Here is a 26,610-nt window from a genome sequence, read left to right on the forward strand (position 1 = left end):
CACTGTTTGATATCAGTGCAACGAAGCCTGCCGCCGCTCCCCCAGCGGCGACAGCCCAAAAAACCGGCTGTAGCTCTTGGAAAAATGCGCCGGCGAGCTGAACCCACACGCCAGCGCCACCTCACGCACCTGCACATCGCTACGCAACAACAGCTCCCGCGCCCGCGACAGCCGCAGCTCCAGGTAATACTGGCTGGGCGTGCGCTGCAGGTATTTATGAAACAACCGCTCCAATTGGCGCACGGTCACTTCATTGAGGCTGGCCAGCTCCTCCAGCCCAAGTGGCTCCTCCAGGTTGGCTTCCATGATCGCCACCACCTGGCTCAACTTGGGCTGGGCGCTGCCAAGCAGGGTGCGCAGGGGCACCCGCTGGCGTTCGCGCTCGCCACGCACGCGGTCGCACAGCAGCAGTTCGGCGGCCTTGGCGGCGATGTCCTGGCCGCCTTCTTCGCGGGCCACCAGTTGCAGCATCATGTCCATGGCCGCCACACCGCCCGAGCAGGTGTAGCGGTCGCGGTCCAGTTCGAACAGCTGGCCAGAAATGACGATACCGGGGAACTGCTCCTGCAACGTCTGCATGTCTTCCCAGTGGATGGTGCAGCGGTAACCCTTGAGCAACTCGGCCTTGGCCAGCAGGTAACTGCCCGTGCAGATGCCGCCCAACGGCAGGTGTTGACGGGCCAGCTGGCGTAGCCAGTCGATCAAGGGCCGGTTGCCACGGCTGCGATCGATCGGGTTGGCCCCGACCACCAACAGGGCGTCCAGCGCCGGGGCGTTGCCGATACTGTAGTCAGGCAACACGCGCATGCCGTTGCTGGCCGCCACCGGTTCATCGCTGGCGGCGATCAGCACGCTGCGGTACATCGGCCGGCGGGCCGCCAGGTTGGCCATGCGCAGGGTCTCCACCGCCGACGCCAGGCCGATGGTGGTGAAGTTGGGCAAGATCAGAAAACCGAAGGTCTTGACGGGCGAAGGCGTTAGGATTGCAGAAACGGGGTGGACCATTGCGATCTTCCTGTGCAAGCTGAGGCGTGATTTGTCGGGGGCAGTGAGAAAAACAGGCCTCGCATGATTCTTGTTGTTATAGGTCGTTACCCGGTCGATCTTACACCCCGGGCTGGTGGCCAGGAATGGACCTGAATGCAGACAGAAGGTGAACCTACGTGAACCCCGAATCCATGCTGGCGGCGCTGCCAGGTTTTGCCCTCGCGCCTGAGGCGATCCAGGTATTGCCCGATGCCGCGGCGTACCGTCGCTGCCTGCTTGAGCGCATCGCGGCGGCGACCCGGCGCATCGTCATCGTCGCTCTGTACCTGCAGGAAGACGAGGCCGGGCAGGAAGTGCTCGATGCCCTGTACCAGGCCAAGGCCGCGCGGCCGGGCTTGGAAATCACCATTGTGGTTGACTGGTTCCGTGCCCGCCGTGGCCTGCTGGGGGGCGGTCGGCAGCCGGGTAATGCGGCCTGGTACCAGGCCCAGCGCCAATTGCGTGGGCTGGATGTGGTGATCCATGGCGTGCCGGTGCAAACCCGCGAGCTGTTTGGTGTGTTGCACTTGAAAGGCAGCATCATCGACGACTGTGTGATCTACACCGGTGCCAGCCTCAACAACGTGTACCTGCACCGTTTCGACCGCTACCGCCTGGATCGCTATCACCTGTTCCAGTCGCCTGCGCTGGCCGATGCCATGGTCGACCTGGTTCGGCGCTTGCTGCACCACACCGCCACACCGCGCCTTGACCTGCCGGCGCCACCCCCGACCCGAAGCTTGCGCGGTGACATCCGGCGTTTGCGCGCACGGCTGCGGCGCATGGTCTATGAGGTGCCCGATGGCGAAGCGGGGCAGGGCTTGCGGGTCATCCCGCTGCTTGGCGTCGGGCGGGGCAACCCGCTCAACAAAGCACTTTGCGCGCTGCTGGCCGCTGCACGCACGCAGATCATCATCAGCACGCCTTATTTCAACCCGCCTCGGGTATTGATGCGCGAAATCGACCACGCGCTGGACCGTGGCGTGCGCGTGGAGCTGATCGTCGGCGATCGCACGGCCAATGACTTTTATATCGCTCCGGGTGAGCCGTTCAGTGCTAGCGGTGCGTTGCCCTACTTGTACGAGGACAACCTGCGCGCCTTTGCCCGCCGTCGCCAGGCCGCGCTTGCCAATGGCCAGCTCGAAGTGCGGATTTGGAACGACCCGGGGCACACCTTCCATGCCAAGGGGCTGTGGATCGACCAGCGTTATTCGCTGCTGACCGGTAACAACCTCAACCCGCGTGGGTTCAACCTGGATCTTGAGAATGGCTTGCTTATCGATGACCCAGCAGGGCAGTGGTTGGTGCCTCGGGACGTGGAATTGACGGGGATACGCCGGCACGCACGGAAAATCGATTCAGCGGCCGAGCTCGGGGTCAAGGCTGAGCACCCCAAGGAAGTGCGCAAGCTCTTGCGACGTTTGCGCTATAGCCGCCTTGAACCGTTGATCAAACGGGTGCTTTAACGGTGTGGGAGGGGCTCTGAAAAAGTGTGGCAAGCGCATACAATCAGCCCATTTCCCACGTTAACCAGATAGGCCAAACCGTCTATGGCGCTTGATCCACCCACGATGCTGACGATTACGATCGCCCTGGCAGCCGCTGCTGCTTTGTACCTGGCGATCGAATGGCGCAGCGTTCGCGAGGCTTCACTCCTGTTTTGGAGCGCGGGCTTCGCCACTATTACCGTTGGCTCTACCCTGGCTCTGTTGCGTGGCATTGGCTTGCTGTTGATCGGCATCTGGTTCGCCAACGGGTTGTTGGTGGTGGCGCATGCGTTTTTCCTGATGGGGGTGTTGCGCTTTACCCAGAACCGCCTGTCGCCCGCCTGGCTGCTGATGGTGCCGGTGTGGTTCGCCTTGCTGCTGCTGCCCGCAGGGCCGGAGTGGTCGAAGGTGATGCTGATGGTCAACTCGTTGCTGGTGGCGCTGTTGACCCTCAAGGCCAGCTTTTTGTTGAAGCCCCACGGCAGGTCGCTGAGCGTGGGCGCGGTGCAATTGCGCTATGTGTTGCTGATCCATGGGTTGTTCTATGTGGCGAAGGCGATCATTGCGATCACGCCGGGCACCTTGATTGACCTGGCGACCTTTGGCGGGCTGATCATTCAGATTTCCCTGGTCGAGGGGGCGATGGCGATCATGTTGATCGCGCTGTCGATGACGGGGACGGTGCGTTATCGCCGTGAAGAACGTATCGCCCGGCTGGCGGCGCGCGATCCGTTGACGGCGCTGTACAACCGGCGGGCGCTGGAAGTGCGGGCGCCGCACTTTTTCAAAGAGGTCAGCCCGGCGCGGCCGGGGGCCTTGCTGTTGATCGATATCGACAACTTCAAGCTGGTCAACGATTTGCACGGGCACATTGCGGGGGATCGGCTGTTGATCGCCTTGAGCGAGATGATTCGTGCGGTGTTGCCGGAGCGGTCGCTGGCGGCGCGGCTTGGGGGGGATGAGTTTGTGATTCTGCTCAGTGAGGCGACGCGGGAGCGGGTGGTGGAGCTGGGTAGCCAGTTGCGTGAGCGGTTTCAGCTGTTTGCTGGGCAGACGGTGCCTACGCCGCAGGCGGTTACGTTGAGTATTGGGGCTAATGTGTTTGATCAGCCGCCGGTGAGTTTGGCGGCATTGATTGAGCAGGGGGATGTGGCGTTGTATGAGTCGAAGCGCGGGGGGCGTGACAGTATTCGGCTGGTTGAGCGGGAGGGTTTGGTTTCTTGATCGTTGGTGTGGGTGTTGGTGTTGGTTTTGAGGGGGTGGTTGATCCAGCATTGGGGCGACGCTTAGTCACCTTTCCGCCCTTACGGCGGGTCACTTTTTGGCAAACGCCCCAAAAAGTAACCAAAAAAGGCTGCGCTCCATCATACGGCCCCTACGCTGCGCTTCGGGGTCCCCTCGCTACGGCCTTGCTCCCGGGAGGACCGCGCTGCAGGGCCCATCCTGGGCCCCAGCGCTTGACGGGCATCCTTGCCCGTCACCTCCCTTCGCAAGGCCTGCGCTCGGCCTCCTGAGTCGCTGAAGGTCAAAAGCCAGATCAAGATCAAGATCAACAGCCAGATCAAGATCAAAAGCCAGCTCGAGAGCTGGCGCTAGATCATCGTTTTCAGGTCACTACCTGGTAGCACGGCACATAGGCGGCACCACCCGGCAACTTCATGCGGTGCTGGTCGACGAATGCTTGTAACAATCGCCCCAGTGGCTCCAATACTGCGCTGTCGCCGCGGATCTGGTAGGGGCCGTGTTCTTCGATCAGGCGGATGCCTTTGTCCTTGACGTTGCCGGCAACGATGCCGGAAAACGCTCGGCGCAGGTTGGCAGCCAGTTCATGGGGCGGTAGCTCGCGGCGCAGGGCGAGTTCGGCCATGTTGGCGTGGGTCGGGTCGAACGGGTGCTGGAAGCCCTCGTCGATCTTCAGCAGCCAGTTGAAGTGGAAGGCGTCGTTGCGTTCGCGGCGGAACTGTTTGACCTCCTTGAGGCCTTCGACCATGTGGCGCGCGACTTCGGCCGGGTCATCGATGATGATCTGGTAGTGGCTTTGCGCGGCTTCACCGAGGGTGGCGCCGACGAAGGCGTGCAGTTGCAGCAAGAACTGCTCGGCACTGCGGGGGCCAGTGAGCACGACCGGGAAGGGCAGGCCTTGGTTGTCCGGGTGCATGAGGATGCCGAGCAGGTAGAGGAACTCTTCGGCAGTACCGGCGCCGCCCGGGAAGATGATGATGCCGTGGCCGACACGGACGAAGGCCTCGAGGCGCTTCTCGATGTCCGGCAAGATCACCAGCTCGTTGACGATCGGGTTGGGCGCTTCGGCGGCGATGATGCCCGGTTCGGTCAGGCCCAGGTAACGGCTGCCGTGCATACGCTGCTTGGCGTGGGCGATGGTGGCGCCTTTCATCGGGCCTTTCATTACGCCAGGGCCGCAGCCGGTGCAGACGTCCAGCTTGCGCAGGCCCAGTTCGTGGCCGACCTTTTTGGTGTATTGGTATTCCTCGCTGCTGATCGAGTGGCCGCCCCAGCACACCACCATCTTCGGCTCCACGCCTGGACGCAGGGTGCGGGCGTTGCGCAGCAGGTGGAACACGTAATCGGTGATGCCCTGGGAGCTTTCCAGGTCGATGCGCTGGCTGGCCAGCTCGCTTTCGGTATAGACGATGTCGCGCAGGGCGCTGAACAGCATTTCACGGGTGCTGGCAATCATTTCGCCATCGACGAAGGCATCGGCGGGAGCATTCAGCAGCTCAAGGCGTACGCCCCGGTCTTGCTGGTGGATACGCACCTCGAAGTCCTTGTAGGCCTCGAGAATGGTTTTGGCATTGTCGACATGCGCGCCGGTGTTGAGGATGGCCAGCGCGCACTGGCGGAACAGGGTGTAGAGGCTACCGGTACCGACTTCGCTCAGTTGCTGGACTTCACGTTGCGACAGCGTCTCCAGGCTGCCTTTGGGGCTGACGGATGCATTTATGACATGGCGTTGGGGCATCTAAGTCTTTCCTGTGCAGGTAAAACATCCTTCTTAGACAACACCATAAGTCATGCGAAGAGCTTTTGCACACCCAGCGTAATCGCCAGCCCGCCCCCCACCAGCCAAAGGTTCAGTATCGCCCCGGTCAGCAGCGCCCGTGGCCCTGCCTGGCGGATCTGGCTGAAGCGTGTCTCCATCCCCAGCGCCGTCATGGCCATGGTCAGGGCAAAGGTGTCGAGGCTATTGATCGCCTGGGTCACACTGCCAGGCAGCACCTGCAGCGAGTTCACCAACACCAGCGCCAGGAAGCCGAAAGCGAACCAGGGCATGGCGATGCGGCCGTTGCCTTGCGCCTGGCCCGGCTGACGCGAGCGGCTGATCCACAGGCCCACCACCAGCAGCACCGGCACCAGTAGCATCACCCGGGTCATCTTGACGATGGTGGCGATGTGCGTCGCCTCGGGGCTGACGTTGCTGGCTGCACCTACCACCTGGGCCACTTCGTGGATTGTGCCGCCCAGGAATAGGCCGGCGCCCAGGGTATCCAGGTGCAGCCAGCCGGCATTGATCGCCAAGGGGTAAAGGAACATCGACAGGGTACCGAACAGCACTACGCTGCCAACGGCCATGGCACTCTTGTGCGGGGCGCTGCGCAGCGCCGACTCGAACGCAAGTACTGCAGCGGCGCCGCAAATGGCACTGCCGGCAGCGGTGAGCAGCGCGGTGTCGCGGTCCAGCTTGAGCAGCTTCATGCCGCACCAGAGCCCGATCAGCAGGGTGCTGACCACCACCAGCAGCGAAACCGTCAGGCCCGACCAGCCGACTTCGGCGATTTCCTGCAGGCTGACCCGCAGGCCGAAAAAGGCCACGGCGATGCGCAGCAGCCCACGCGCCGAGAAGTTGATGCCGGCCGCCCAGCTCGCCGGCACGCCATCGCGCAGCGCGTTGCCGTACAGGGCACCGGCAACGATACCGACGATCAGCGGGCTGATGCCCAGGTTGGCGATGGCGGGCAAGGCTGCCAGTTGGGTGACAGCAAGCGCGAAAAGCGCCACGAACAAAATGCCATTGAGCCGCCCTCGGGTAGAGAGGGTAGGCGCATAGGCGGGGTGGGATGGAACCGTGGCCATGTGAGTCCTCCGAGAAAGGTATTTCGACAAGGCCTACGTTAATCTGGTTATAAGCTTATAAAAAATCGTAATTTAGGATGTGAAGTATCCGTTTAGCTGATATTTTGAATTCATGACCCCAGAACAGCTGATAACATTCGCCACCGTCGCCGAGCATGGCAACATCAGCCACGCGGCCCAGGCGTTGCACCTGTCGCAGCCCGCCGTATCCGGGCAGCTCAAGTTGCTGCAGGAGGCTTTCGGTGAGCCCCTTTACCAACGCGCGGGGCGCGGGGTGCGCCTCACGGCTGCAGGTGAGCAGTTGCTGGCTCATGCCAAGCGCCTGCGCGATACCTTCCGCCAGGCCCAAGCCCTGCGCGAAGCCATGCGCGGCCTGGAGCGCGGCACCTTGCGCATCGGCGCCAGTACCACGCCGGCCAGCTACCTGCTGCCGTACCTGATCGCCGACTTCCACGCACGCTACCCGGAAGTGTCGGTGAGCACCTCCAATGGCAACACGGCTGAAATTGTCGCCGCGCTGGGCAGTGTCGATATTGCCTTGATCGAAGGGCCTCCCGGGCAGGAGTTGCCGTTGGGCACCGGGGTCACGCCGTGGCGTGAGGATGAGATCGTCGCGATCGTGCCCAGTACTCATCCGTTGGCCGGTGACGAGGCGCAGACCTTGGAATCCTTGGGGGCCTACCCACTGGTGCTGCGCGAGAGTGGCTCAGGGGTGAGGCAGATTGTCGAGCGGGCGTTTGCCCGCAGTGGCGTGGCAATGCGCGTCGCGATGGAAATCGCCGGTGTGGAAGGGGTAAAGGAAGCGGTGCGGGCAGGTATGGGGATTGGCTTTGTGTCGGCCATGTCGATTCGCCATGAGGATGGCGTGTTGCGGCGGCTGCGCATTACGCCGCAGCCGTTGGTCAGGCGCTTTTCCATCTTGATGCCCCATGCCGCCACGCCGTCGCGGGCGGCGGCGCGGTTCATGGAGTTGTGTGTGGGCCAGCCGAAAAAGGGTTAGCAGAGCTGGCCTCTCCCGGCGGTATCAACCCACCTTGAACACGTGCTTGAGATACGCCACGAAGTTCTCGTCCCGGCATTGGGTCTTGCCCGGGCTGTCGGAAATCTTCGCCACTGGCGCACCATTGCACGCCGTCATCTTGATCACGATGTTCATCGGCACCACTCCCGGGATATCGCAGGTGAGGTTGGTGCCGATGCCAAAGCTCACGTTAATCCGCTCGTGCAGGGCGCGGTACAGGCCAAGCGCCTTGGCGAAATCCAGCCCATCCGAGAAGATCAGCGTTTTGCTTCGCGGGTCGATCCCCAGTTTTTCATAGTGGGCAATGGCCTTTTCTGCCCATGCCAGCGGGTCGCCCGAGTCGTGGCGCAGGCCATCGAACAGCTTGGCGAAGTACAAGTCGAAATCCCCCATGAACGCATCCATGGTGATGCAATCGGTCAACGCGATGCCCAGTAGCCCGCGGTATTCCCGTACCCAGCACTCCAGCGCAGCGGCCTGGCTGTCGACCAGGCGCGGGCCCAGTTGCTGGTGGGCCATGAACCATTCGTGGGCCATGGTGCCAATGGGCTTGAGTTCCAATTCGCGGGCCAGGTGCACGTTGCTGGTGCCGACCAGGCGGCCAGGGAAGTCGCGCTTGAGGATGTGCACGACCTGCTCCTGGACCCGGTACGAGAAGCGCCGTCGGGTGCCGAAATCGGCCAGTTGAAAGCCTGCCAGCTCATCGGCACTCGCTTCGGCCTTGAGCCAGTCAAGCTTCTGGTACAGCCGCTCGCCCACGTGCTCCATCACCACTTCCCGATAGCGATAGCGGTTGCGCACTTCGCTGATGATTGCCAGCAGCGGGATCTCGTAGAGGATCACGTGCAGCCACGGCCCGCGCACGCGGATTGCCAGCTGCCCGGCGTCGTCCAGGCCGACCTGCACGTAGCGCAGGTTGAAACGGAACAGGCTCAGAAAGCGGATGAAGTCCGGTTTGATGAACGGGATTTTTTCGAGGTAGGCCAATTGGTCGTGGGTGACGGTGACATCGGCCAGTTGCTCGACCTGGTAGCGGATTTCTGCCAGGTAAGGGGAGAGGTCCTCACCGTTACGGCAGCGGAATTCCCATTCCACCTCGGCGTTGGGGTAGTTGTGCAGCACCGCCTGCATCATGGTGATCTTGTAGAAGTCGGTGTCCAGCAGGTTCTGGATGATGCGCGGGCCGAAAACGCTGTCACTCATGGGCGGTCTTCCTTGATCAGCGAGAGTTGGTAGTCGAGCGCGGCTTCGTCGCCGCAAAGAATGACACCCTCGGCGGCCAATGCGCCGCAGGCAGCGATGGCGCCGGCCTGGGTGAGGGCGCGGCAAGCCGGCAGGTACAGCAACACCTGGAACCCGGCCCGGCGCAGCTGGTGGGCGGTGGTCTTGACGCAGTAGTCCAGGGCCAGGCCGCCGACGATCACGGCGCCCACCTGCTGCACCTTGAGGTATTCGATCACCCCGGTGGAGCGGCGTTCGGCCAGGTCGTGGTAGCAGGCGCCATAGGGGTGCAGGTCAGGTTCGACGCCTTTCCACACGAAGTAGTCGTAATCGATGGGGGCGGGCAGGCCAGGCAGCAGTTCGAAGCCGGGTGTGCCTGGCACGCAGTGGCTGACCCAGGTCAGGTCGGCATTGGCCAGCGGCAGCGGTTGCAGCATCTGGGCCGGGTCGGCAACCACCCAGGCTGCATTGGCCGGGTGAGCGTCCTTGCTGCCCAGGCGCAGGTCTGCACGCAGGGCCATGGCGTTGAGGTCGGCGGCGATTTCATCACCCTCGGGCACGGGGAGCTCCTGCGGAGCGTTGGCGGTGAAGCCGTTTTGCGCGTCGACATCGAAACTGGCGATCTTCATGGTGCTCTCCTCGCTGGCATGGCCATATATTCCACCTGGTGCATTAAGTTTGTCAAGCACTAGGTAATGAAACAAAGCCACTTGTGCTACTTAACTGCTCTGGTGGATTATGGAGTTACTGAAGCGTGGAGCGTTCCCTTGAGTAGCACTGAAGTCTTGGCCAGCGTCGATATCGTCGCCCTGCGCATGGCCCCTGAAGCCCAGCATCTGCAAGTGTTGTTGCACCGCCGTGAGCGCGAACCGCACGCCGGCCAGTGGGCCTTGCCGGGTGTGATCGTCAACGGCCGTATCCCCGACACCAGCCTGGAAGGCGCGGCCGACCGCGCTTTGCGGGAGAAGGCCCGGGTGGTGCCATGCTACATGGAGCAGGTGGGTACCGAAGGCAATGCGTTCCGTGACCCGCGTGGCTGGTCGCTGAGCACCTACTACCTGGCCTTGCTCGCCCCTGGGCAGACCGTTGAAGGTGAGCAGCTGGCGTTTGTCGATATCGACAGCGTGCTGGGGCGTAAGGTGCTCTTACCCTTCGACCACCACTTGCTGGTGGAGCGCGCCCGCGAACGGCTGGCGGCGAAGACTGTGTATAGCAGCTTGCCGCTGTACCTGCTGGCCGAGAAGTTCACCGTGCTCGATGCCTTGGGGGCGGTGCAGGCGTGCCTGGGGCAGGCGGTGAACAACACCTCGCTGCGCAAACGCCTGGAGCGCTTGCGCGAGCTGGGGTGGGTGAGGGATACCGGGGAGAAGAACCAGCCTAAGCTGGGTAGGCCGCAGCAGTTGTTTCAGTACACGCCGCAGGGGGCGCGGCCGTTCATGTTTGACCGCAGTTTGTTGCCGGAAGGCGGGCTGTCTTAACTGCGGGCAGGCTACTGGCGCTGGAGCTAGTGCGCGCAGCGGCTGGTATCACCGTGCTCCGCCGGCGCCTTGCGCGCCGCAGCCAGCAGCGTCGCCAACACGATCAACGCCGCCCCCGCCGCCATGCGCACACTCGGCTGCTCGCCAAACAACCACCACGCCCCAAGAATCGCATACACCGGCTCCAGCGCGATGATCATCCCGGCGGTACGCGCTTCAAGACCTTCCAGGCTCTTGACGAACAGGAACTGCGACAGCCCGGTGCAGAACACGCCCAGCAGCGCCAGGTTGACCCAGTCGTGGCTACCCAGGCTGGTGCTCCCCAAGTGGGTGAAGGCGAACGGTGCCACCAGCGCGGCCACGACCACGTTCTGCCAGAACGCCACCTGCATCGCGTTCATGCTCGATGCGCGGCGGCGGTTGGCGACCGTCAGCAAGGCGAAGGCAAGGCCAGACCCCAAACCCCACAGCAGGCCGACAGTGCCTTTGTCGAGTAGGTCGAAGGTGGGCACGACCAGCACCAGGCCTGCCGTCACCATCAGCAATAACAAGGCTTGGGTGGCGCCAATGCGTTGGCCGAACACACCGCGCTCGATCATGGCGATAAAGGCGGGGAAGCTGGCAAAGCCCAGGGTCGCCACGGCCACACCACCGACCTTGACGGCAATGAAGAAGGTCACCCAGTGGGCAGCCAGCAGCGCGCCGGTCAGGCCGAGGATTGGCAGGTTGCGCAAGGTCAGGGCGTCGAGCAGGCGGGTGCCCTTGAGCCCGGCGACGAAGCCCAGGGCAATGAAGGCAAAGGTGGCGCGGCCGAAGGTGATGATGCTGGCGTCGGCTTCGATCAAGTGGCCCAGGATGCCGGTCAGGCCGAACAGGACGGCGGCGATGTGGGCAACGAGCAGCGCGTTGCGGTGGCCGGTGGAGGCACCGGCTACGGGAAGGGAGGTAGCGATCATGGCAGTCAAATTCTTCACAATGTGCGCGCGCAGGCACTCCCGGCCGACGCGTCGCGGGTCTTCAAAACTGGGAGTTTTATCGTTATGAGCCCGGACGAATTGCCCGGTGCAAAAAGGCGCCACAGCGTTGGAATTGTGAAGCGAGGCTGTTTACTCGCAATTACCGCGTCTGCCAGCCCACGGCGCGGGGCTGGCTGATGTGTGTATTATTTTTGTATACAGGGCTACGAGGCCGGTCGCGGGCGACGTCTGGTTGTCTGATCGCGACATCGATCGTTGTCGCGCCGCGCCGCCTTACTCTTCGCCGTAGTTCATGATCGACAGCAGGCGGATGGGCACCTGCACGAGCTGCTCCGGCCCGTGCGGGGTTTCGCCATCAAAGGTCAGGCTGTCACCCGCGTGCATGTGATAAAGCTGGTTGCCGTGGCGGTACACCAGTTCACCCTCCAGCAAATGCAGAAACTCCGTGCCTGGGTGGGCGAAGGTGGGGAACTCTTCGCTGGCGTCATCCATGCTCACCATGTAGGCCTCGAAGTGCTTCTTCGGGCCCCTGGCGTGATTGAGCAAATGATAGGTGTGGCCCTTTTCCGTGCCCCGGCGCACCACCTCCAGCCCTTCACCGGCCTTCACCAGCAGTGCATTGCCGTCAGGTTGGTCGTATTGGCTGAACAGCTTGGCCATCGGCATACCCAGCACATCGCACAGGCGGCTGAGGGTATCGAGGCTGGTGGACACCTGGGCGTTCTCGATCTTGCTCAGCATCCCTTGGCTGATACCGGCGATGCGCGCCACATCGGCGAGTTTGAGGGACTGGGCCTGGCGCTGGCGCTTGATCTGCAAGCCCAGGTACTGCTCCAGGCGAAGGCGCGGTTGGGTTTCGGTCGGCATCTAATGTCCTGCACGGTTTCAGTTCAAGAATAAAGATTTCGCACTGAGAAAGTGCGAAATGCTGCTGCGGTGGCAGCCGTTTTCCTCAGGTGAAAACAAGTTTCCCATATCTACAACGGAATTTCCTGGGTAATGGCGGCTGGCCTCTTCGCGCCGAACCGCCGCGAAAAGGCCGGTGGAGGCAAACCTGGCAAGCGCTTTGCATTCCTGTGATGAAAGTAAGTTTCCCGTGCGGAATTACATGCAGCCCCTTACCCAGGAGTGTTCAACCCATGTTGCCAGCAGAAACCCAGCGCACCCTCGATCAGCACGGCATCAAGTATGTGCTGGCGCAGTTTGTCGACATCCATGGCTCGGCAAAGACCAAATCGGTGCCGGTCTCGGGCCTCAAGATGGTGGCCGAGGAGGGCGCCGGTTTTGCCGGGTTCGCCATCTGCGGCATGGGCATGGAGCCACACGGCCCGGACTTCATGGCCCGCGGCGACCTGGCCACGTTGATCCCGGTCCCCTGGCAGCCCGGCTATGGCCGGGTGGTGTGCGTCGGCCATGTCAACGGCCAGCCCTGGCCTTATGACAGCCGCTACGTGCTGCAGCAACAGGTGCAGCGCCTGGCCGCCAAGGGCTGGACGCTGAACACCGGGCTTGAGCCCGAGTTCAGCCTGTTCCGCCGTGACGAAGGCGGCAAGCTGCAATTGGTGGATGCCTCCGACAACCTCGACAAGCCGTGCTACGACTACAAGGGCCTGTCGCGTTCGCGGCTGTTTCTGGAGCGCCTGACCGAAGCCTTGCAGCCAGTTGGCTTCGACATCTACCAGATCGACCATGAAGACGCCAACGGCCAGTTCGAGATCAACTACACCTACAGCGACGCCATGGAGTCGGCCGACCGCTTCACGTTCTTCCGCATGGCGGCGGGCGAAATCGCCAACGACCTGGGGATGATCTGCTCGTTCATGCCCAAGCCTGACCCCAAGCGCGCTGGCAATGGCATGCACTTTCACCTGTCGCTGGCCAGCAGCACCAACAAGAATCTGTTCCATGACGCCAGCGACAGCAGCGGCATGGGCCTGTCGAAGTTGGCTTACCACTTCGCCGCTGGCCTGATGGCCCACGGCCCGGCGCTGTGTGCCTTCGCGGCGCCAACCGTCAACTCCTACAAACGCCTGGTGGTTGGCCGCTCGTTGTCCGGCTCGACCTGGGCCCCAGCCTTCGTCGCCTGGGGCGCCAACAACCGTTCAGCGATGGTCCGCATCCCCTACGGGCGCCTTGAGTTCCGCCTGCCGGACGCAGGCTGCAACCCGTACCTGGTCACTGCCGCGATCATCGCGGCTGGCCTGGATGGTATCGACCGCCAGCTCGACCCAGGCGAGATGTGCAACGAGAACCTCTACACCCTGAGCCTCGAAGAAATCGCCACACGCGGTATCAAGACCCTGCCGCAATCGCTTAAGGAAGCCGCCGACGCGCTCGAGGCCGACCCCCTGTTCCGCGAGGTGCTCGGCGCCGAGATCGTCGACGAGTTCATCAAGCTCAAGCGCATGGAGTGGGTGGAGTACTGCCGCCACGTTTCCGACTGGGAAATCCAGCGCTACACCGAGTTTTTCTGACCGCCCCCATCCCTTGGGCGGCCCTCAAAACAGCGGTCGCTCACTGCCTAGTAAGGAGCATCACCATGTGTGGAATCGTAGGTCTGTACCTGAAGAAACCTGAGCTGGAAGCCCAGCTCGGCAAGCTCTTCGAACCCATGCTGCACGCCATGACCGACCGTGGCCCTGACAGCGCCGGCTTTGCCATTTACGGCGATGAAGTGGCCGACGGCTGGGTGAAACTGACGTTGCAGGCCCTTGATGGGGGCTATTCGTGGGCCAGCTTGATGGGGCAACTGGAAGGGCGCCTGGGCTGCTCGCTGGACTGGTTTCAGAACGCCAGCGCCGCCGTGCTCAAGGTGCACACCACGGAAGCCGCCGCCCGTGCAGCATTGGCCGAGCTGGCCCCTGAAGTGCGCATCATGAGCGCCGGGCAGAGCATCGAAATCCTCAAGGGCATGGGCCTGCCGGCCGAGATTTCCAGCCGCTTCGGCCTGGCCGGCATGAAGGGCAGCCACATCATCGGCCACACCCGCATGGCCACCGAAAGCGCGGTGACCCTGGAGGGCAGCCACCCGTTCTCCACCGGCGCCGACCTGTGCCTGGTGCACAACGGCTCGCTGTCCAACCACTTCCGCCTGCGCCAGGAACTCAAGCGTGAAGGCATCAGCTTCGAGACCGACAACGACACCGAAGTGGCTGCCGGCTACCTGACCTGGCGCCTGCAGCAGGGCGACACCCTGGCCAAGGCCTTGGACGGCGCTCTGCAAGACCTGGATGGGTTCTTCACCTTTGCCATTGGCACCCGCAACGGCTTCGCGGTGATCCGCGACCCGATCGCCTGCAAGCCAGCGGTGCTGGCCGAAACCGACGACTACGTCGCCATGGCCTCCGAATACCAGGCCCTGGCCAGCCTGCCCGGTATTGAAAACGCCAAGGTCTGGGAGCCGGCGCCGGCCACCCTGTACGTCTGGGAGCGCGAAAGCGCCTGACCTGCCACCGAACCTCTGGAGAACCTTATGAAGACGATCGACCTTTCCAGCACTTCGGTGCGTGTCCTTAACCAGTCCCTGCACGGTGAGGTGCAAGACCGTGAGTGGCGCGTGACGCGCCCCGACGGCAAACACAACCTGGCTGTCGGCATCAACGAAGACGTTTCGGTAGAGATCGACGGCCATGCCGGCTACTACTGCGCCGGCATGAACCAGAAAGCCAACATTACGGTGCACGGCAATGTGGGCGTGGGCGTGGCGGAAAACATGATGTCTGGCTCGGTGCGGGTCAAGGGTAGCGCCTCCCAGGCCGCGGGCGCCACTGCCCATGGCGGGCTGCTGGTGATCGAGGGCGACGCCGGTGCCCGTTGCGGTATTTCCATGAAGGGCGTCGACATCGTGGTCGGCGGCAGCATTGGCCACATGAGCTGCTTCATGGGCCAGGCCGGGCGTTTGGTGGTGTGCGGCGATGCCGGCGATGCGCTGGGCGACTCGCTGTACGAGGTGCGCATCTACGTCAAGGGCACGGTCCAGTCGCTGGGCTCGGACTGTATCGAGAAAGAGATGCGCGCCGAGCACCTGCAAGAGCTTCAAACGCTGCTGAACGACGCAGGCCTCGACCATAAGGCCGCCGATTTCAAACGGTATGGCTCGGCCCGTCAGCTGTACAACTTCAAAGTCGACAACGCCTCCGCGTACTGATCCAGGAGCAACCCCATGAGCGAGCAATTCCCCCCGGTACTGCGTGAGTCGGCCACCTTCGATCGCCTGACCATCCAGGAAATCCAGCGTGCCGCCGAAACCGGCATCTATGACATCCGCGGCGGTGGCACCAAGCGCCGCGTGCCGCACTTCGATGACCTGCTGCTGCTCGGCGCCAGCGTGTCGCGCTACCCGCTGGAAGGCTACCGCGAAAAATGCGGCACCGACGTGGTGCTGGGCACCCGCTTTGCCAAAAAGCCGATCCACCTGAAGATCCCGGTGACCATCGCCGGCATGAGCTTCGGCGCGCTGTCGGCCAACGCCAAGGAAGCGCTGGGCCGTGGTGCGACCATCGCCGGCACCAGCACCACCACCGGTGACGGCGGCATGACCCCGGAAGAGCGGGGCCAGTCGCAGCACCTGGTGTACCAGTACCTGCCGTCGCGTTATGGCATGAACCCGGACGACCTGCGCAAGGCCGACGCCATCGAGATCGTCCTCGGCCAGGGCGCCAAGCCGGGCGGTGGCGGCATGCTGCTGGGCATGAAAGTGACTGAGCGCGTGGCCGGCATGCGCACCTTGCCGATCGGCGTCGACCAGCGCAGCGCCTGCCGCCACCCGGACTGGACCGGCCCGGATGACCTGGCGATCAAGATTGCCGAGATCCGCGAGATCACCGATTGGGAAAAACCCATCTACGTGAAAATCGGTGCCAGCCGCCCGTACTACGACGTCAAGCTGGCGGTGAAAGCCGGCGCTGACGTAATCGTGCTCGACGGCATGCAAGGCGGTACTGCCGCGACCCAGGAAGTGTTCATCGAGCACGTCGGCATCCCGATCCTGCCGGCCATCCCGCAGGCCGTGCAGGCGCTGCAGGAGATGGGCATGCACCGCAAAGTGCAACTGATCGTCTCGGGTGGCATCCGCAACGGCGCCGACGTGGCCAAGGCCATGGCGTTGGGCGCTGACGCCGTGGCCATCGGCACGGCGGCGCTGATCGCCCTGGGCGACAACCACCCGCGGCTGGATGCGCAGCTCAAGGAAATCGGCTCGGCCGCCGGTTTCTACGATGACTGGCAGAACGGCCGCGACCCAGCCGGTATCACCACCCAGGACCCGGAACTGGCCAAGCGCCTGAACCCGGAAGAGGCCGGCCGGCGCCTGGCCAACTACCTGCGCGTGCTGGTGCTGGAGGCGCAGACCATGGCCCGTGCCTGCGGCAAGTCGCACCTGCACAACCTGGACCCTGAGGACCTGGTGGCGCTGACGGTCGAGGCGGCTGCCATGGCCCGGGTGCCGCTGGCCGGTACTGCCTGGGTACCAGGCCAGGCTCAGTACTGATTCCACCTTCTGGGGCCGCTTTGCGGCCCCCGATGCATCCCCATTCGCACAGGAGTGACTCCATGAAGCTTGCCCTTGCTGTTGTGCTGTTGGCATTGACGCCGTTGGCCCACGCCGCCGAGCCCACCCTGGACACCGGCAACACCGCCTGGATGATCTGTGCGGCGATGTTCGTGCTGATGATGTGCATCCCGGGCCTCGCGCTGTTCTACGGCGGCATGGTGCGGGCCAAGAACTTTCTTTCGGTGTTCACCCAGCTGTTCGCCGTGGCCGGGCTCATCGGCATCCTCTGGGTGCTGTTCGGCTACAGCCTGGTGGTGGATACCCGCGGTATGGTTGAAGGCCAACTGACCTTCAACAGTTTTATTGGCGGCCTGGACAAGGCGCTGATGCTGAACATCGGCCATGACAGCCTGGTAGGGACCATCCCGGAAGGTGTCTTCGCGGTATTTCAGCTGACCTTCGCGATCATCACGCCTGCGCTGATTGCCGGCGGCTTTGCCGAACGCATGAAATTCAGTGCCTCGTTGTTGTTCATGGGCGCCTGGTTCGTCCTGGTGTACGCACCGATTGCCCATATGGTCTGGGGCGGGCCAGGGGCATTGATGGTCAACTGGGGCGTGCTGGACTTTGCCGGCGGCACCGCAGTGCACATCAACTCCGGTGTGGCGGCGCTGGCTGCAGCGTTGATGCTAGGCAAGCGCAAGGGCTACCCACAGGTGGCCATGCCGCCGCACAACCTCGGCTTCACCCTGGTAGGTGCCGGTTTGCTGTGGGTGGGCTGGTTTGGGTTTAACGTGGGCTCGGGGCTTGCGGCCAACGAAGGGGCAGGGGTGGTGATGCTGGCGACCATGGTGGCTGCCTGCGCAGGGATTGTCGGTTGGCTGATTACCGAAAAGCTCATGCATGGGCGGCCCACTGCACTGGGGGCGGCCTCAGGTGCGTTGGCCGGGTTGGTTGGCATCACGCCGGCGTGCGCCTTTGTCGGGCCGTTGGGGGCGCTGGTGATCGGCTTGCTGACGGGGGCTATCTGCTTCATCGCAGTGACCCGGCTAAAGCAGGCATTGGGGTATGACGACAGCCTCGACGTGTTCGGCCTGCATGGCGTGGGCGGGATGGTTGGCGCGCTATTGACCGGGGTGTTTGCCGCGCCGTCGTTGGGCGGCTATGTGGAAGGCATTACGCCCCTTGGGCAAGCACTGGTGCAGCTGAAAGGCGTGGCCTTTACCTTTGTTTATTGCTTTGTGGTGAGCTGGGCGATTCTGGGCGCCATCAAGCTGACTGTCGGGCTGCGGGCCAGCCGGGAGGAGGAAGAGCAGGGGCTGGACCTGGCGGAGCACAATGAGCGGGCTTATAACCTCTGACTACAAGGTGTCTGTACTGGCCTCTTCGCGGGCTTGCCCGCGAAGAGGCCAGTACAGGATGAATCAGTGCCCCATGGCCAGCTTGGCACTCACCTGCCGACGACGATAGGCACTGTCGCGGCTGGCCAGCCACCAGTACAACGGCGAGGTAATCGCCAGCCCCACCAGCCACGACAGGTCTGCCCCGTTGATGTGCTCTGAAACCGGCCCAACATACAGCGGCGTGTTCATGAACGGGATCTGCACGACGATGCCCACGGCGTAGGCCACCAGCGCCTGCGGGTTGTAACGCCCGTAAATACCGCCATCGACTTTGAAGATCGACTGGATGTCGTAGTCACCCTTGTGGATGGCATAGAAGTCGATCAGGTTGATCGCCGTCCACGGCACCAGCACCACCAGCAGCACCAGCACCATGTCGACGAAGTGGCCGATGAAGTCCTTCGATGCGCACACGGCCACCACACTGCAAGCCGCCAGCACGATCAGTGACAGCACCGCACGGCTTTTGGCGGTGGGGATCCAGCGGTAGGCGAAGGTCTGGATCAGGGTAATGATCGACAGCACCGCGCCATACAGGTTGAGGGCGTTGTGGCTGATCACGCTGAGCAGGAACAGCACCAGCATGATCGGGCCCAGGGTGCCGGTGGCGAGTTTCACCGCGTCCATGGTGTCCATGCCGGCCGGGATTGCCAGCACCGCGACCGCGCCGAAGATGAACGACAGGCTCGAGCCCAGCACAGAGCCCAGGTAAGTGGTCCAGAAGGTCGAGCTGACCTTGACGTCGGCTGGCAGGTAGCGCGAATAGTCCGACACATACGGGGCAAAGGCGATCTGCCACAACGCTGCCAGCGACACCGTGGCCAGCCAGCCGGCCAGGTTGAAACCGCCGCGGGTGAGGAAGTCGTCACTTTGCACGTGGGTGAAGATATAGCCGAAGCCGACCACGATACCGATGCCCAGCACCCAGGTGCCGATGCGGTTGAGCACATGGATGAAGCGGTAACCGATGATGCCGATGATGCCCGACCCCAGTGCGCCAATGACGATCCCCACCGGTACCGGCACGGCTTCGACCACGCCATGCAGCGACTTGCCCGCGAGGACGATGTTGGAGGCGAAAAACCCGATGTACATGACCCCGGCGATCACCACCACCAGCAGCGCGCCAAGCGTGCCGAACTGGGCGCGGCTCTGGATCATCTGCGGGATCCCCATCTGCGGGCCTTGGGCCGAGTGCAGCGCCATCAGCACCCCGCCGACCAGGTGGCCGACCAGGATGGCGACGATGCCCCATACCAGGTTCAGGTGAAACAGCTGCACGCCCAGCGCGCCGGTGACGATGGGCAGGGGCGCGATATTGCCCCCGAACCACAGTGTGAACAGATCCCTTACCTTTCCATGGCGGTCTTGCGGGGGCACGTAGCCGATCGTGTGTTTTTCTATGAGGGGTGCCGAGTTGGCTGCACTGGTCATGACTGACTCCAAGGCAAGGTAGGGCATGGGGTACTGCCCGGGTGCGTGCCGGCGAAGGGCGACGCGTTCTTGTTGGAGGGATGATGGGGGGTGCGGGGATAACGAGAAATTAGTAAATATGTGCCCATAAACCTTAAAAAACCTAAGGCTGACAAAAGGTTAAGGGACGAGTGGTAGCAAGGAGCGGGCCATACGGCTGGAAGGCCTGGGCCTGGGGGGTTGGCGCTATCCAGGTGAATGGCTGGGGGAACCGGGTTGGTGCGGGGGGCGCGTTATCAGTGCAGATAAATAATCCGCCTGTGCCGGCCCTTTCGCGGGCAAGCCCGCTCCCACAGGAGGACCACGTGCTCAAGATAGGTGGGTTCCTGTGGGAGCGGGCTTGCCCGCGAAGAGGCCAGAGCAGGCCTGCACAGCTACATCGGCAACAGCCGGTCCTGGATCACTTCCTTCATCACCAACGTCGAACTCAACCGCTTCACGTTGGGAATGCTGGTCAGGTGTTCGTCATACAGCTTCTGAAACGCTGGCAGGTCCTTCGCCACCACGTGCAGCAGGTAGTCCGGGTCGCCGAACAGCCGCTGCGCCTCGACGATCTGGGGAATTTCGGCCAACGCTGCCTCGAAGTCCGCCACCGGCTGGCGCGTCACCTCGCGCAGGGTGACGAACACCAGTGCGGCGAAGTTCAGCCCCAGTGCAGTCGGCGCCAGGCGCGCGTGGTAGCCGAGGATGGCGCCCGATTCCTCCAGCGCCTTCAGCCGGCGATGGCAGGGCGATAGGCTCAGGCCCACACGATCCGCCAACTCGGTCACCGACAAGCGACCATCTTTTTGCAGCTCGGCAAGGATTTTTCGATCAGTTCTGTCCATGGAGAAGAATCTTCCAGCATATGTGCGATGACGGGGAATATACGAAAGAAAATGCCCCGAAGGAATCCGTAATCTTTCTGCATACCAAGCCAAGACATAAGGAAGATTCAAGTGGCAATCAGTGTGCTGACGGCGTTCTGGGCCGTGTCGTTGCTGTTCGTGATAACCCCTGGTGCCGACTGGGCCTACGCCATCTCGGCGGGCATGCGTGGCCGCTGGGTGATGCCTGCGGTGGCGGGCATGTTGTCGGGGCACTTCCTTGCGACGCTGGTGGTGGCGGCCGGCGTGGGCAGCCTGTTGGCCGGGCACCCGTTGGCGTTGACGTTGCTGACCCTGGCAGGCTGCACCTATTTGTTGTGGCTGGGCGGCAACCTGCTGTTGAGCCCCGGCGTGCCGGAAGCGGGGCAGGACGGGGTGGGGGAGTCCGGCTCGCGATGGGCCTTTAAAGGCTTTTGCGTCAGTGGGCTTAACCCGAAGGTATTCCTGTTGTTTCTGGCCTTGTTGCCGCAATTCACCGACCCGCAGTCAAGCTGGCCGGTGCCGGTGCAGATCCTGCTGCTGGGGCTGGTGCACCTGTGCAGCTCGCTGGTGATCTATTCGCTGGTGGGGTACGGCGCCAAGGCCGTCTTGAGTACCCGGCCAGGGGCGGCGAAAATGGTCGGGCGGGTGTCGGGTGTAGCGATGATCGCCGTGGCCTTGGGGCTGATTGCCGGGCAGTTGGGCTGACGCTACCGGCGCTGACGCCGCTCGGATACACTCGCCGCTACTTTTCGCACAACCAGGATGTGCCCCATGCCCGACACCGCCCAACTGCTGACCTTCGCGCTGATCTGCTTGGGTATGGTGCTGACGCCCGGCCCGAACATGATCTACCTGATTTCCCGGTCGATCTGCCAGGGCCGAAATGCGGGGTTGATTTCCCTCGGTGGTGTGGCCTTGGGCTTCGTCATCTATATGCTCTGCGCTGCACTGGGCATCAGCGCGCTGGTCATGGCGGTGCCGTTTGCCTACGACGTGCTACGCATCGGTGGCGCACTGTACCTGTTGTACCTGGCCTGGCAGGCGCTTCGGCCTGGCGGCAACTCGCCGTTCCAGGTCCGCGACCTGCCAGCGGACAGCCCACGGCGGCTGTTCACCATGGGCTTTGCCACCAGCCTGCTGAACCCCAAGATCGCCGTCATGTACCTGTCGTTGATGCCGCAGTTCATCGAGCCCGGTCACGGCAGCGTGTTGGTGCAGTCGCTGGTGCTCGGGTCTACGCAAATCGCCATCAGCGTTTCGGTCAATGCCTTGATCGCGGTGATGGCCGGCTCCATCGCCGTGTTCTTAGGCGGGCGGCCCCTGTGGCAGCGCGTTCAGCGCTGGTTGATGGGCACTGTGCTGGCCGGGTTGGCCTTGCGCATGCTGGCTGAAGGGCGCCGTTGAAAAACGTCTGAAAACAAGGGAACGAACGGGTACTTGCAGGCCTCCTATCCATCAGATGGATGGCAATGTGCCCGGGACTTCCCTGACATGAGATCGCTTCAACAACCCCCCACCGACGCGGGCAACCCACCGTTGGGCTTTCTGCTCAACGGCGGTAGCGTCGGCAGCCTGCTCCAGTCGATGGACTGGCGCGGCTCGCCGGTGGGCCCACCCCACACCTGGTCGCCGCACCTGCAGACGGTCATGGGCACGCTGCTGCCGGCGCAAGCGCAGTGCGTGCTGTTCTGGGGGCCGGCCTACGTGGCGCTGTACAACGATGCCTATGCACCGAGCATTGGCACCAAGCACCCGCAGGCATTGGGGCGGCCGGCCCAGGAAAACTGGAGTGAGCTGTGGGACGACCTGGAGCCGTTGCTGCGCGGTGTGCGCGAGAGCGGCCAGACTTTCTCGGCCAAGGATCGCCCTTTCTACATCGAGCGCCACGGCGTAGGTGAAACGGCCTATTTCGACGTGTCCTATTCCGCCGTGCGCGAGGCTGACGGCAGCGTTGGCGGCGTGCTGTGCCTGGTGACCGAGACTACCGAGCGCGTACGCTTCCAGCAGCGCCAGGCCTTTTTGCTGGAACTGGGCCGTGCATTACCCGCGCTGGGTGATGCAGAGCGGATCGAAGCGTTCGCGGTAAGTCGGCTGGCACGGCGACTCGGCGCGGCACGGGTCTACTTTGGTGAGGACCAAGGCGACGGCAGCAACTTCCAGGTAGCACATGACTGGTCCGAGGCCTTGCCCTCGTTCGTCGGCCAGCATGCCTACGCGAGCTTCGGTGCTTCGTTGCGTGAGCAACTGGCAGCGGGGCAGGTGGTGCAGCAGCCTCACAGCCTGCATGTGCCGGTCCTGCGCGCTGGCCGGCTGGAGACCACCCTGAGTGTGCATTTCCATACCCCGCACCTGTGCCCTGAAGACGAATGCCAGCTGGTGGAAGAGAGCGCCAAGCAAGCTTGGGCGGCGATTACCCATGCCAGGGCCGAGCGGGCGCTGCACCTGCTCAACGAAAGCCTGGAGGAGCGCGTGGCGTCGGCCCTGGCTCAGCGCGAATCTGCGATGTTGCAGCTGCACGAAGCCCACAAGCTGGAAATGATCGGGCAATTGACCGGCGGCATCGCCCATGACCTCAACAACATGCTCACACCGATCATTGCCTCGTTCGAATTGATGCGCCGCAACCCACAGTCCGAGCGTGCCCCCAGGCTGATCGACGGCGGCCTGCAGGCTGCCGAGCGGGCGCGCAACCTGGTCGGTCGGCTGCTCAGTTTCGCCCGCCGGCAAACCCTCAAACCCCAAGCCGTGTCTCTGGCGGCGCTGGTGGAAGACATGCGTGAGTTGATCGCACGTTCGCTGGGGCCGACCATTACCGTGCACGTGCAAGTCGACCCGGCGCTACCGGCCGTGGTGGCCGACCCTCATCAACTGGAGCTGGCCTTGCTCAACCTGGTGGTCAACGGCCGCGACGCGATGGCTGAAGGCGGTGAGCTGAGTATCGTCGCTGGTATTGATGCAAACGGCCCGCCGAGGCCGGAAGGCGTGGCTGCGGCGCGGCTGGCCTGGTTACAGGTGCGCGACAGTGGCTGTGGGATGGACGCTGAACAACTGCGCCGCTGCTTCGAGCCTTTCTACTCGACCAAGGCGGTGGGCAAAGGCACCGGCCTAGGCCTGCCGATGGTGCAGGGCTTGGCCGTGCAGTCGGGCGGTGGCTTTACTATTCGTTCGTGGCCAGGTGAGGGCACCGAGGCGACCTTGTGGTTGCCGACCAGCGATGTGGCGGCAAGCTGCCGCGACAGTGATACAGCCGAAGCGCCATTGGCCGGCCGGAAGAACCACGTGCTGTTGGTCGATGACGAAGCGATCGTACGCCATGCCACAGCGCTGCAACTGCGCGACCTCGGCTACGAAGTGATCGAGGCCGACAGTGCGGCAGCGGCCTTGCAGCTGGTAGAGCGGGGGCTAGTGCCGGATGTGCTGGTGACCGACCATGTGATGGCCGAGATGACCGGCGTGCGCTTTGCCCAGCAGATGCGCCAGCGCCAGGCCAACCTGCCGGTGCTGATCATTACCGGTTACGCCAACCTGACACCGCGCGAACTCAAAGGCTTCGAAGTGCTGCGCAAGCCGTACCGGCGTGCCGAGCTGGCACAGAGTGTGGCGCGGTTGCTGGCCGCGCAACGGTAGCCGCTATTCAGAAGCCTCAGGGCCGGCAGAGGGCGTTTGTTGCGGCAGGTACAGGGTAAACGTCGTGCCCTGGCCTTCGACGCTGATTACCTCTACATCGCCTTCGGACTGCTTGGCAAAGCCGAACACCTGGGACAGGCCAAGCCCGGTGCCTTCACCGGGCGCTTTGGTGGTGAAGAAGGGGTCGAAGATGCGATCGAGCAGCTCGCTGGCGATGCCGACACCGCTGTCCACTACCGAGATGGCTGCAAAGGGCCCGGCTTGCGCGGCCTGCCCACGCAGGCCGGGCAGGCGTTGGTTGGCCTGAAGGCGCAGGCGCAAGGTGCCTTCCCCGGCCATGGCGTCGCGGCCGTTGAGCATCAGGTTGATGATCGCGGTTTCAAGTTGGCTGAGGTCGGCGCGGATATGGCAAGGCGCCTCTGGCAGTTCGATTTCCACCTGAACCCGTGCACCGGTAGCGGTATCGAGCATATCGGCCATGGCTTGGAGCCGCGGCCCGGCCTCGAACACTTGCGGGCTCAAGGCCTGTCGACGGGCAAAGGCGAGCAGTTGGCCAGTCAGCTTGGCGCCGCGCTCGACGGTGTCGGCAATGGTCTTGAGGTAGCGCTCGCGGCGTGCTTCGTCCAGGTTGGGACGCTGCAAAAAGTGCAACGACGAGCGGATGATGGTCAGCAGGTTGTTGAAGTCGTGTGCCACACCGCCGGTCAACTGGCCGATGGCCTCGAGCTTCTGCGCCTGGCGCAGCACGGCTTCGGTGTGCAGCAGCTGGGTGGTGCGCTCTTCGACGCGGTGCTCCAGGGTTGCGTTGAGCGCCTCCAGCGCGGCCAGGGCTTCACGCACTTCGGCGTGGGCCTGCACCCGCTGGATATGCGACCAGCAGCGTTCGGTGACTTCGCGGATCAGGCGCAGTTCATAGCCCGTCCATACCCGGGGCGCCTTGTCGTGAATGGCCATCAAGGCGGTGAGGCGACCGTCCTTGATCAGCGGCATGCAGATGGTCGCGGTGATGCCGATGGCCTGGAACGTCGCGGCTTCCTCGGCGGCCAGTTCGTTGAGGTTGTCATTGATCACCAGCGCTTCGCCTGCGCGCAGCCGGCTGACTGCCAGGCGACCGAAGTCGGCCAGGCGGTATTGGCCGATCAGCCGCGGTGAGCCGGGGGCGACGGTGTCGCCGCAGATGTTGAAGCCGTCCTGGTCGGGGTCCATCACCGCGTAGGCGCAGCTGGACAGTTGCAGGTGCTCGACCAGCATGCGGGTGGTGATGGCCATGATCCGCTCGGGGTCGGTGGCATTGGCCACTTCGCGCCCCAGGCCGTCGAGAAAGCTCAGGCGCTGGCTGTTGACCACGCTGGTGGTGGTTTCGGTCACGGTGTCGAGCATGCCCAGTACCGTGCCGTCTTCGCCGCGGATCGGGCTGTAGCAGAAGGTGAAGTAGGCGCGTTCGGGGGCACCGTTGCGGTCGATGACCAAGGGAAAGTCTTCGATGTAGACCGCCTCACCGGCCATGGCGCGTTCGGCCATGGCGCTGATTTCGCCCCAGGCCTCCTGCCACACTTCGCTGAACGGCCGGCCCAAGGCCAGGGGCTTGCTGCCAAGGATCTGGGTGAAGGCGTCGTTGTACAGGGTGATCAGCTCGCTGCCCCATAACACGGCCTGTGGGAAGCGCGAGGCCAGGCACAAGGCCACCGAGGTCTTGAGCGCGCTCGGCCAGGCCTCGAGTGGGCCCAGTGGGCTGTGGGTCCAATCGTGCTGGCGGATGCGTTCAGCCATCAGCCCGCCGCCGTCTAGCCATTTCGCCATGTGTGCTGCCGATCCTTTATACCTGGGAGGATAAGGGTGCACCGAGAACAGCGAATTGGCGAGGGCTTTGTGTCGTCTGGGCGGCCCCTTCGCGTGCAGGCTCAGCGAATGAAATGCACCTTGCCGGTATCGTCATTGCCCATGTAGATGCCGTACACCCCGGCCTGGCGCTCCAGGATATAACGCTCGAGAATCTGCCGGATGGCCGGGTAGTAGATCTCGTCCCAGGGGATTTCATCCGGCTCGAAGAACTTGTAGGCCAGTGTTTCCGGGCCGAACTGGCCGGTCTCCTGCGTGGCGATGGCGCGGAAGATGATGTACACCTCGCTGATCTTGGCCACGCTGAAAATCGAGTAGGGCGAGACGATTTCGGCGTGCACGCCGCTTTCTTCCCACACCTCGCGCAACGCCGCCTGCTCGGTGGTCTCGCCCGCTTCCATGAACCCGGCGGGCAAGGTCCAGGTGCCAGGGCGGGGTGGAATGGCCCGCTGGCACAGCAAGTACTTGCCATCGCGCTCGATGATGCAGCCGGCGATGATTTTCGGGTTGATGTAGTGGATGTAGCCGCAGCCGGTGCAATGCAGGCGTTCGTGGGTGTCGCCTGTGGGAACGCCCCGGGCCAGTTCCGTGGTGCAGTGCGGGCAGTAGCGCGGGGCGTTGGGCATG

Annotated in this window: 23 protein-coding genes; 12 read left to right on the forward strand and 11 right to left on the reverse strand. The window is 63.4% G+C overall.

The genetic code is table 11. The annotated features are described in order from the left end of the window. Positions 1 to 12: 12 nt before the first annotated feature. Positions 13 to 1,005 (reverse strand): GlxA family transcriptional regulator, encoded by a 993-nt coding sequence (locus tag LOY53_RS10655; RefSeq protein WP_252823688.1) that lies wholly within the window; start codon positions 1,003 to 1,005, stop codon positions 13 to 15. Positions 1,006 to 1,178: 173 nt separating this feature from the next. On the opposite strand from LOY53_RS10655, the gene pssA reads away from it, so the two are divergent. Both pssA and LOY53_RS10665 read left to right on the forward strand, forming a co-directional pair. Beyond that, positions 1,179 to 2,492, forward strand: coding sequence for a CDP-diacylglycerol--serine O-phosphatidyltransferase (gene pssA / locus LOY53_RS10660; RefSeq protein WP_408981373.1), 1,314 nt, complete (start codon positions 1,179 to 1,181; stop codon positions 2,490 to 2,492). 84 nt (positions 2,493 to 2,576) lie between these two features. Further along, positions 2,577 to 3,737 carry a GGDEF domain-containing protein gene (locus LOY53_RS10665; RefSeq protein ID WP_252823690.1) on the forward strand — a complete coding sequence of 387 codons (1,161 nt, stop codon included), beginning with the start codon at positions 2,577 to 2,579 and terminating at the stop codon, positions 3,735 to 3,737. A gap of 382 nt (positions 3,738 to 4,119) precedes the next feature. Here LOY53_RS10665 and ppnN read toward each other — a convergent pair whose 3' ends face one another. Together ppnN and LOY53_RS10675 are read right to left on the reverse strand one after the other, a co-directional pair. Further along, positions 4,120 to 5,493 (reverse strand): nucleotide 5'-monophosphate nucleosidase PpnN, encoded by a 1,374-nt coding sequence (gene ppnN / locus LOY53_RS10670; RefSeq protein WP_085274328.1) that lies wholly within the window; start codon positions 5,491 to 5,493, stop codon positions 4,120 to 4,122. Positions 5,494 to 5,543: 50 nt separating this feature from the next. Continuing rightward, positions 5,544 to 6,605, reverse strand: a complete 1,062-nt coding sequence (locus tag LOY53_RS10675; RefSeq protein WP_027595355.1) for a YeiH family protein — start codon at positions 6,603 to 6,605, stop codon at positions 5,544 to 5,546. 112 nt (positions 6,606 to 6,717) lie between these two features. On the opposite strand from LOY53_RS10675, the gene LOY53_RS10680 reads away from it, so the two are divergent. Then, positions 6,718 to 7,605: a LysR family transcriptional regulator gene (locus LOY53_RS10680; protein WP_258703989.1), complete on the forward strand. Its 888-nt coding sequence runs from the start codon at positions 6,718 to 6,720 to the stop codon at positions 7,603 to 7,605. Between the two features lie 24 nt (positions 7,606 to 7,629). Here the strand turns inward: LOY53_RS10680 and pncB are convergent, their stop codons facing one another. Continuing rightward, positions 7,630 to 8,829, reverse strand: coding sequence for a nicotinate phosphoribosyltransferase (gene pncB / locus LOY53_RS10685; protein ID WP_252823696.1), 1,200 nt, complete (start codon positions 8,827 to 8,829; stop codon positions 7,630 to 7,632). Continuing rightward, a complete protein-coding gene (locus LOY53_RS10690) occupies positions 8,826 to 9,476 on the reverse strand; it encodes an isochorismatase family protein (protein WP_085274331.1) in 651 nt (216 codons plus the stop codon). The genes pncB and LOY53_RS10690 overlap by 4 nt, the downstream gene beginning before the upstream one ends. A gap of 138 nt (positions 9,477 to 9,614) precedes the next feature. Here LOY53_RS10690 and LOY53_RS10695 point away from each other — a divergent pair, with 138 nt between their 5' ends. After that, positions 9,615 to 10,325 (forward strand): NrtR DNA-binding winged helix domain-containing protein, encoded by a 711-nt coding sequence (locus tag LOY53_RS10695; RefSeq protein ID WP_252823698.1) that lies wholly within the window; start codon positions 9,615 to 9,617, stop codon positions 10,323 to 10,325. A gap of 26 nt (positions 10,326 to 10,351) precedes the next feature. Here LOY53_RS10695 and LOY53_RS10700 read toward each other — a convergent pair whose 3' ends face one another. Both LOY53_RS10700 and LOY53_RS10705 read right to left on the reverse strand, forming a co-directional pair. Continuing rightward, positions 10,352 to 11,281 (reverse strand): DMT family transporter, encoded by a 930-nt coding sequence (locus LOY53_RS10700; protein WP_252823699.1) that lies wholly within the window; start codon positions 11,279 to 11,281, stop codon positions 10,352 to 10,354. Positions 11,282 to 11,575: 294 nt separating this feature from the next. After that, entirely contained in the window at positions 11,576 to 12,169 is a 594-nt protein-coding gene (locus LOY53_RS10705; RefSeq protein WP_027595361.1) for a cupin domain-containing protein, read from the reverse strand. A 272-nt stretch (positions 12,170 to 12,441) separates the two neighbouring features. On the opposite strand from LOY53_RS10705, the gene glnT reads away from it, so the two are divergent. The 5 genes from glnT (at position 12,442) to LOY53_RS10730 (ending at position 18,154) form a co-directional block, all read left to right on the forward strand. Beyond that, entirely contained in the window at positions 12,442 to 13,776 is a 1,335-nt protein-coding gene (gene glnT / locus LOY53_RS10710) for a type III glutamate--ammonia ligase (protein WP_252823701.1), read from the forward strand. A 65-nt stretch (positions 13,777 to 13,841) separates the two neighbouring features. Beyond that, complete coding sequence (locus LOY53_RS10715) at positions 13,842 to 14,747, forward strand: glutamine amidotransferase family protein (protein ID WP_027595363.1); 906 nt, start codon at positions 13,842 to 13,844, stop codon at positions 14,745 to 14,747. A 27-nt stretch (positions 14,748 to 14,774) separates the two neighbouring features. Next, complete coding sequence (locus tag LOY53_RS10720; protein ID WP_099429051.1) at positions 14,775 to 15,449, forward strand: protein glxC; 675 nt, start codon at positions 14,775 to 14,777, stop codon at positions 15,447 to 15,449. A gap of 15 nt (positions 15,450 to 15,464) precedes the next feature. After that, the gene (locus LOY53_RS10725; RefSeq protein ID WP_252823705.1) at positions 15,465 to 16,790 is read left to right on the forward strand and encodes an FMN-binding glutamate synthase family protein; all 1,326 of its coding nucleotides are present in this window, start codon (positions 15,465 to 15,467) and stop codon (positions 16,788 to 16,790) included. A 62-nt stretch (positions 16,791 to 16,852) separates the two neighbouring features. Next, positions 16,853 to 18,154 (forward strand): ammonium transporter, encoded by a 1,302-nt coding sequence (locus LOY53_RS10730; protein WP_258703990.1) that lies wholly within the window; start codon positions 16,853 to 16,855, stop codon positions 18,152 to 18,154. A 63-nt stretch (positions 18,155 to 18,217) separates the two neighbouring features. Here the strand turns inward: LOY53_RS10730 and LOY53_RS10735 are convergent, their stop codons facing one another. Next, positions 18,218 to 19,630: a cytosine permease gene (locus tag LOY53_RS10735; RefSeq protein ID WP_027595367.1), complete on the reverse strand. Its 1,413-nt coding sequence runs from the start codon at positions 19,628 to 19,630 to the stop codon at positions 18,218 to 18,220. Between the two features lie 413 nt (positions 19,631 to 20,043). Continuing rightward, positions 20,044 to 20,496 carry an Lrp/AsnC family transcriptional regulator gene (locus tag LOY53_RS10740; protein ID WP_099429055.1) on the reverse strand — a complete coding sequence of 151 codons (453 nt, stop codon included), beginning with the start codon at positions 20,494 to 20,496 and terminating at the stop codon, positions 20,044 to 20,046. A 111-nt stretch (positions 20,497 to 20,607) separates the two neighbouring features. Between LOY53_RS10740 and LOY53_RS10745 the strand changes: the two genes are divergently transcribed. The 3 genes from LOY53_RS10745 to LOY53_RS10755 all read left to right on the forward strand — a co-directional run bounded on the left by LOY53_RS10745 (position 20,608) and on the right by LOY53_RS10755 (position 24,144). Then, entirely contained in the window at positions 20,608 to 21,222 is a 615-nt protein-coding gene (locus LOY53_RS10745) for a LysE family translocator (protein ID WP_099453781.1), read from the forward strand. Positions 21,223 to 21,288: 66 nt separating this feature from the next. Next, complete coding sequence (locus LOY53_RS10750; protein WP_027595370.1) at positions 21,289 to 21,921, forward strand: LysE family translocator; 633 nt, start codon at positions 21,289 to 21,291, stop codon at positions 21,919 to 21,921. Between the two features lie 87 nt (positions 21,922 to 22,008). Next, the gene (locus tag LOY53_RS10755) at positions 22,009 to 24,144 is read left to right on the forward strand and encodes a response regulator (protein WP_252823706.1); all 2,136 of its coding nucleotides are present in this window, start codon (positions 22,009 to 22,011) and stop codon (positions 24,142 to 24,144) included. 3 nt (positions 24,145 to 24,147) lie between these two features. Here the strand turns inward: LOY53_RS10755 and LOY53_RS10760 are convergent, their stop codons facing one another. Together LOY53_RS10760 and LOY53_RS10765 are read right to left on the reverse strand one after the other, a co-directional pair. Next, positions 24,148 to 25,944, reverse strand: a complete 1,797-nt coding sequence (locus LOY53_RS10760) for an ATP-binding protein (RefSeq protein ID WP_258703991.1) — start codon at positions 25,942 to 25,944, stop codon at positions 24,148 to 24,150. A gap of 101 nt (positions 25,945 to 26,045) precedes the next feature. Further along, on the reverse strand, positions 26,046 to 26,609 hold the full coding sequence (locus tag LOY53_RS10765) for an NUDIX hydrolase (protein WP_027595373.1): 564 nt from the start codon (positions 26,607 to 26,609) through the stop codon (positions 26,046 to 26,048). Position 26,610 lies beyond the last annotated feature (1 nt).

The sequence above is a fragment of the Pseudomonas sp. B21-031 genome (assembly GCF_024748985.1).
Classification (GTDB): domain Bacteria; phylum Pseudomonadota; class Gammaproteobacteria; order Pseudomonadales; family Pseudomonadaceae; genus Aquipseudomonas; species Aquipseudomonas kermanshahensis.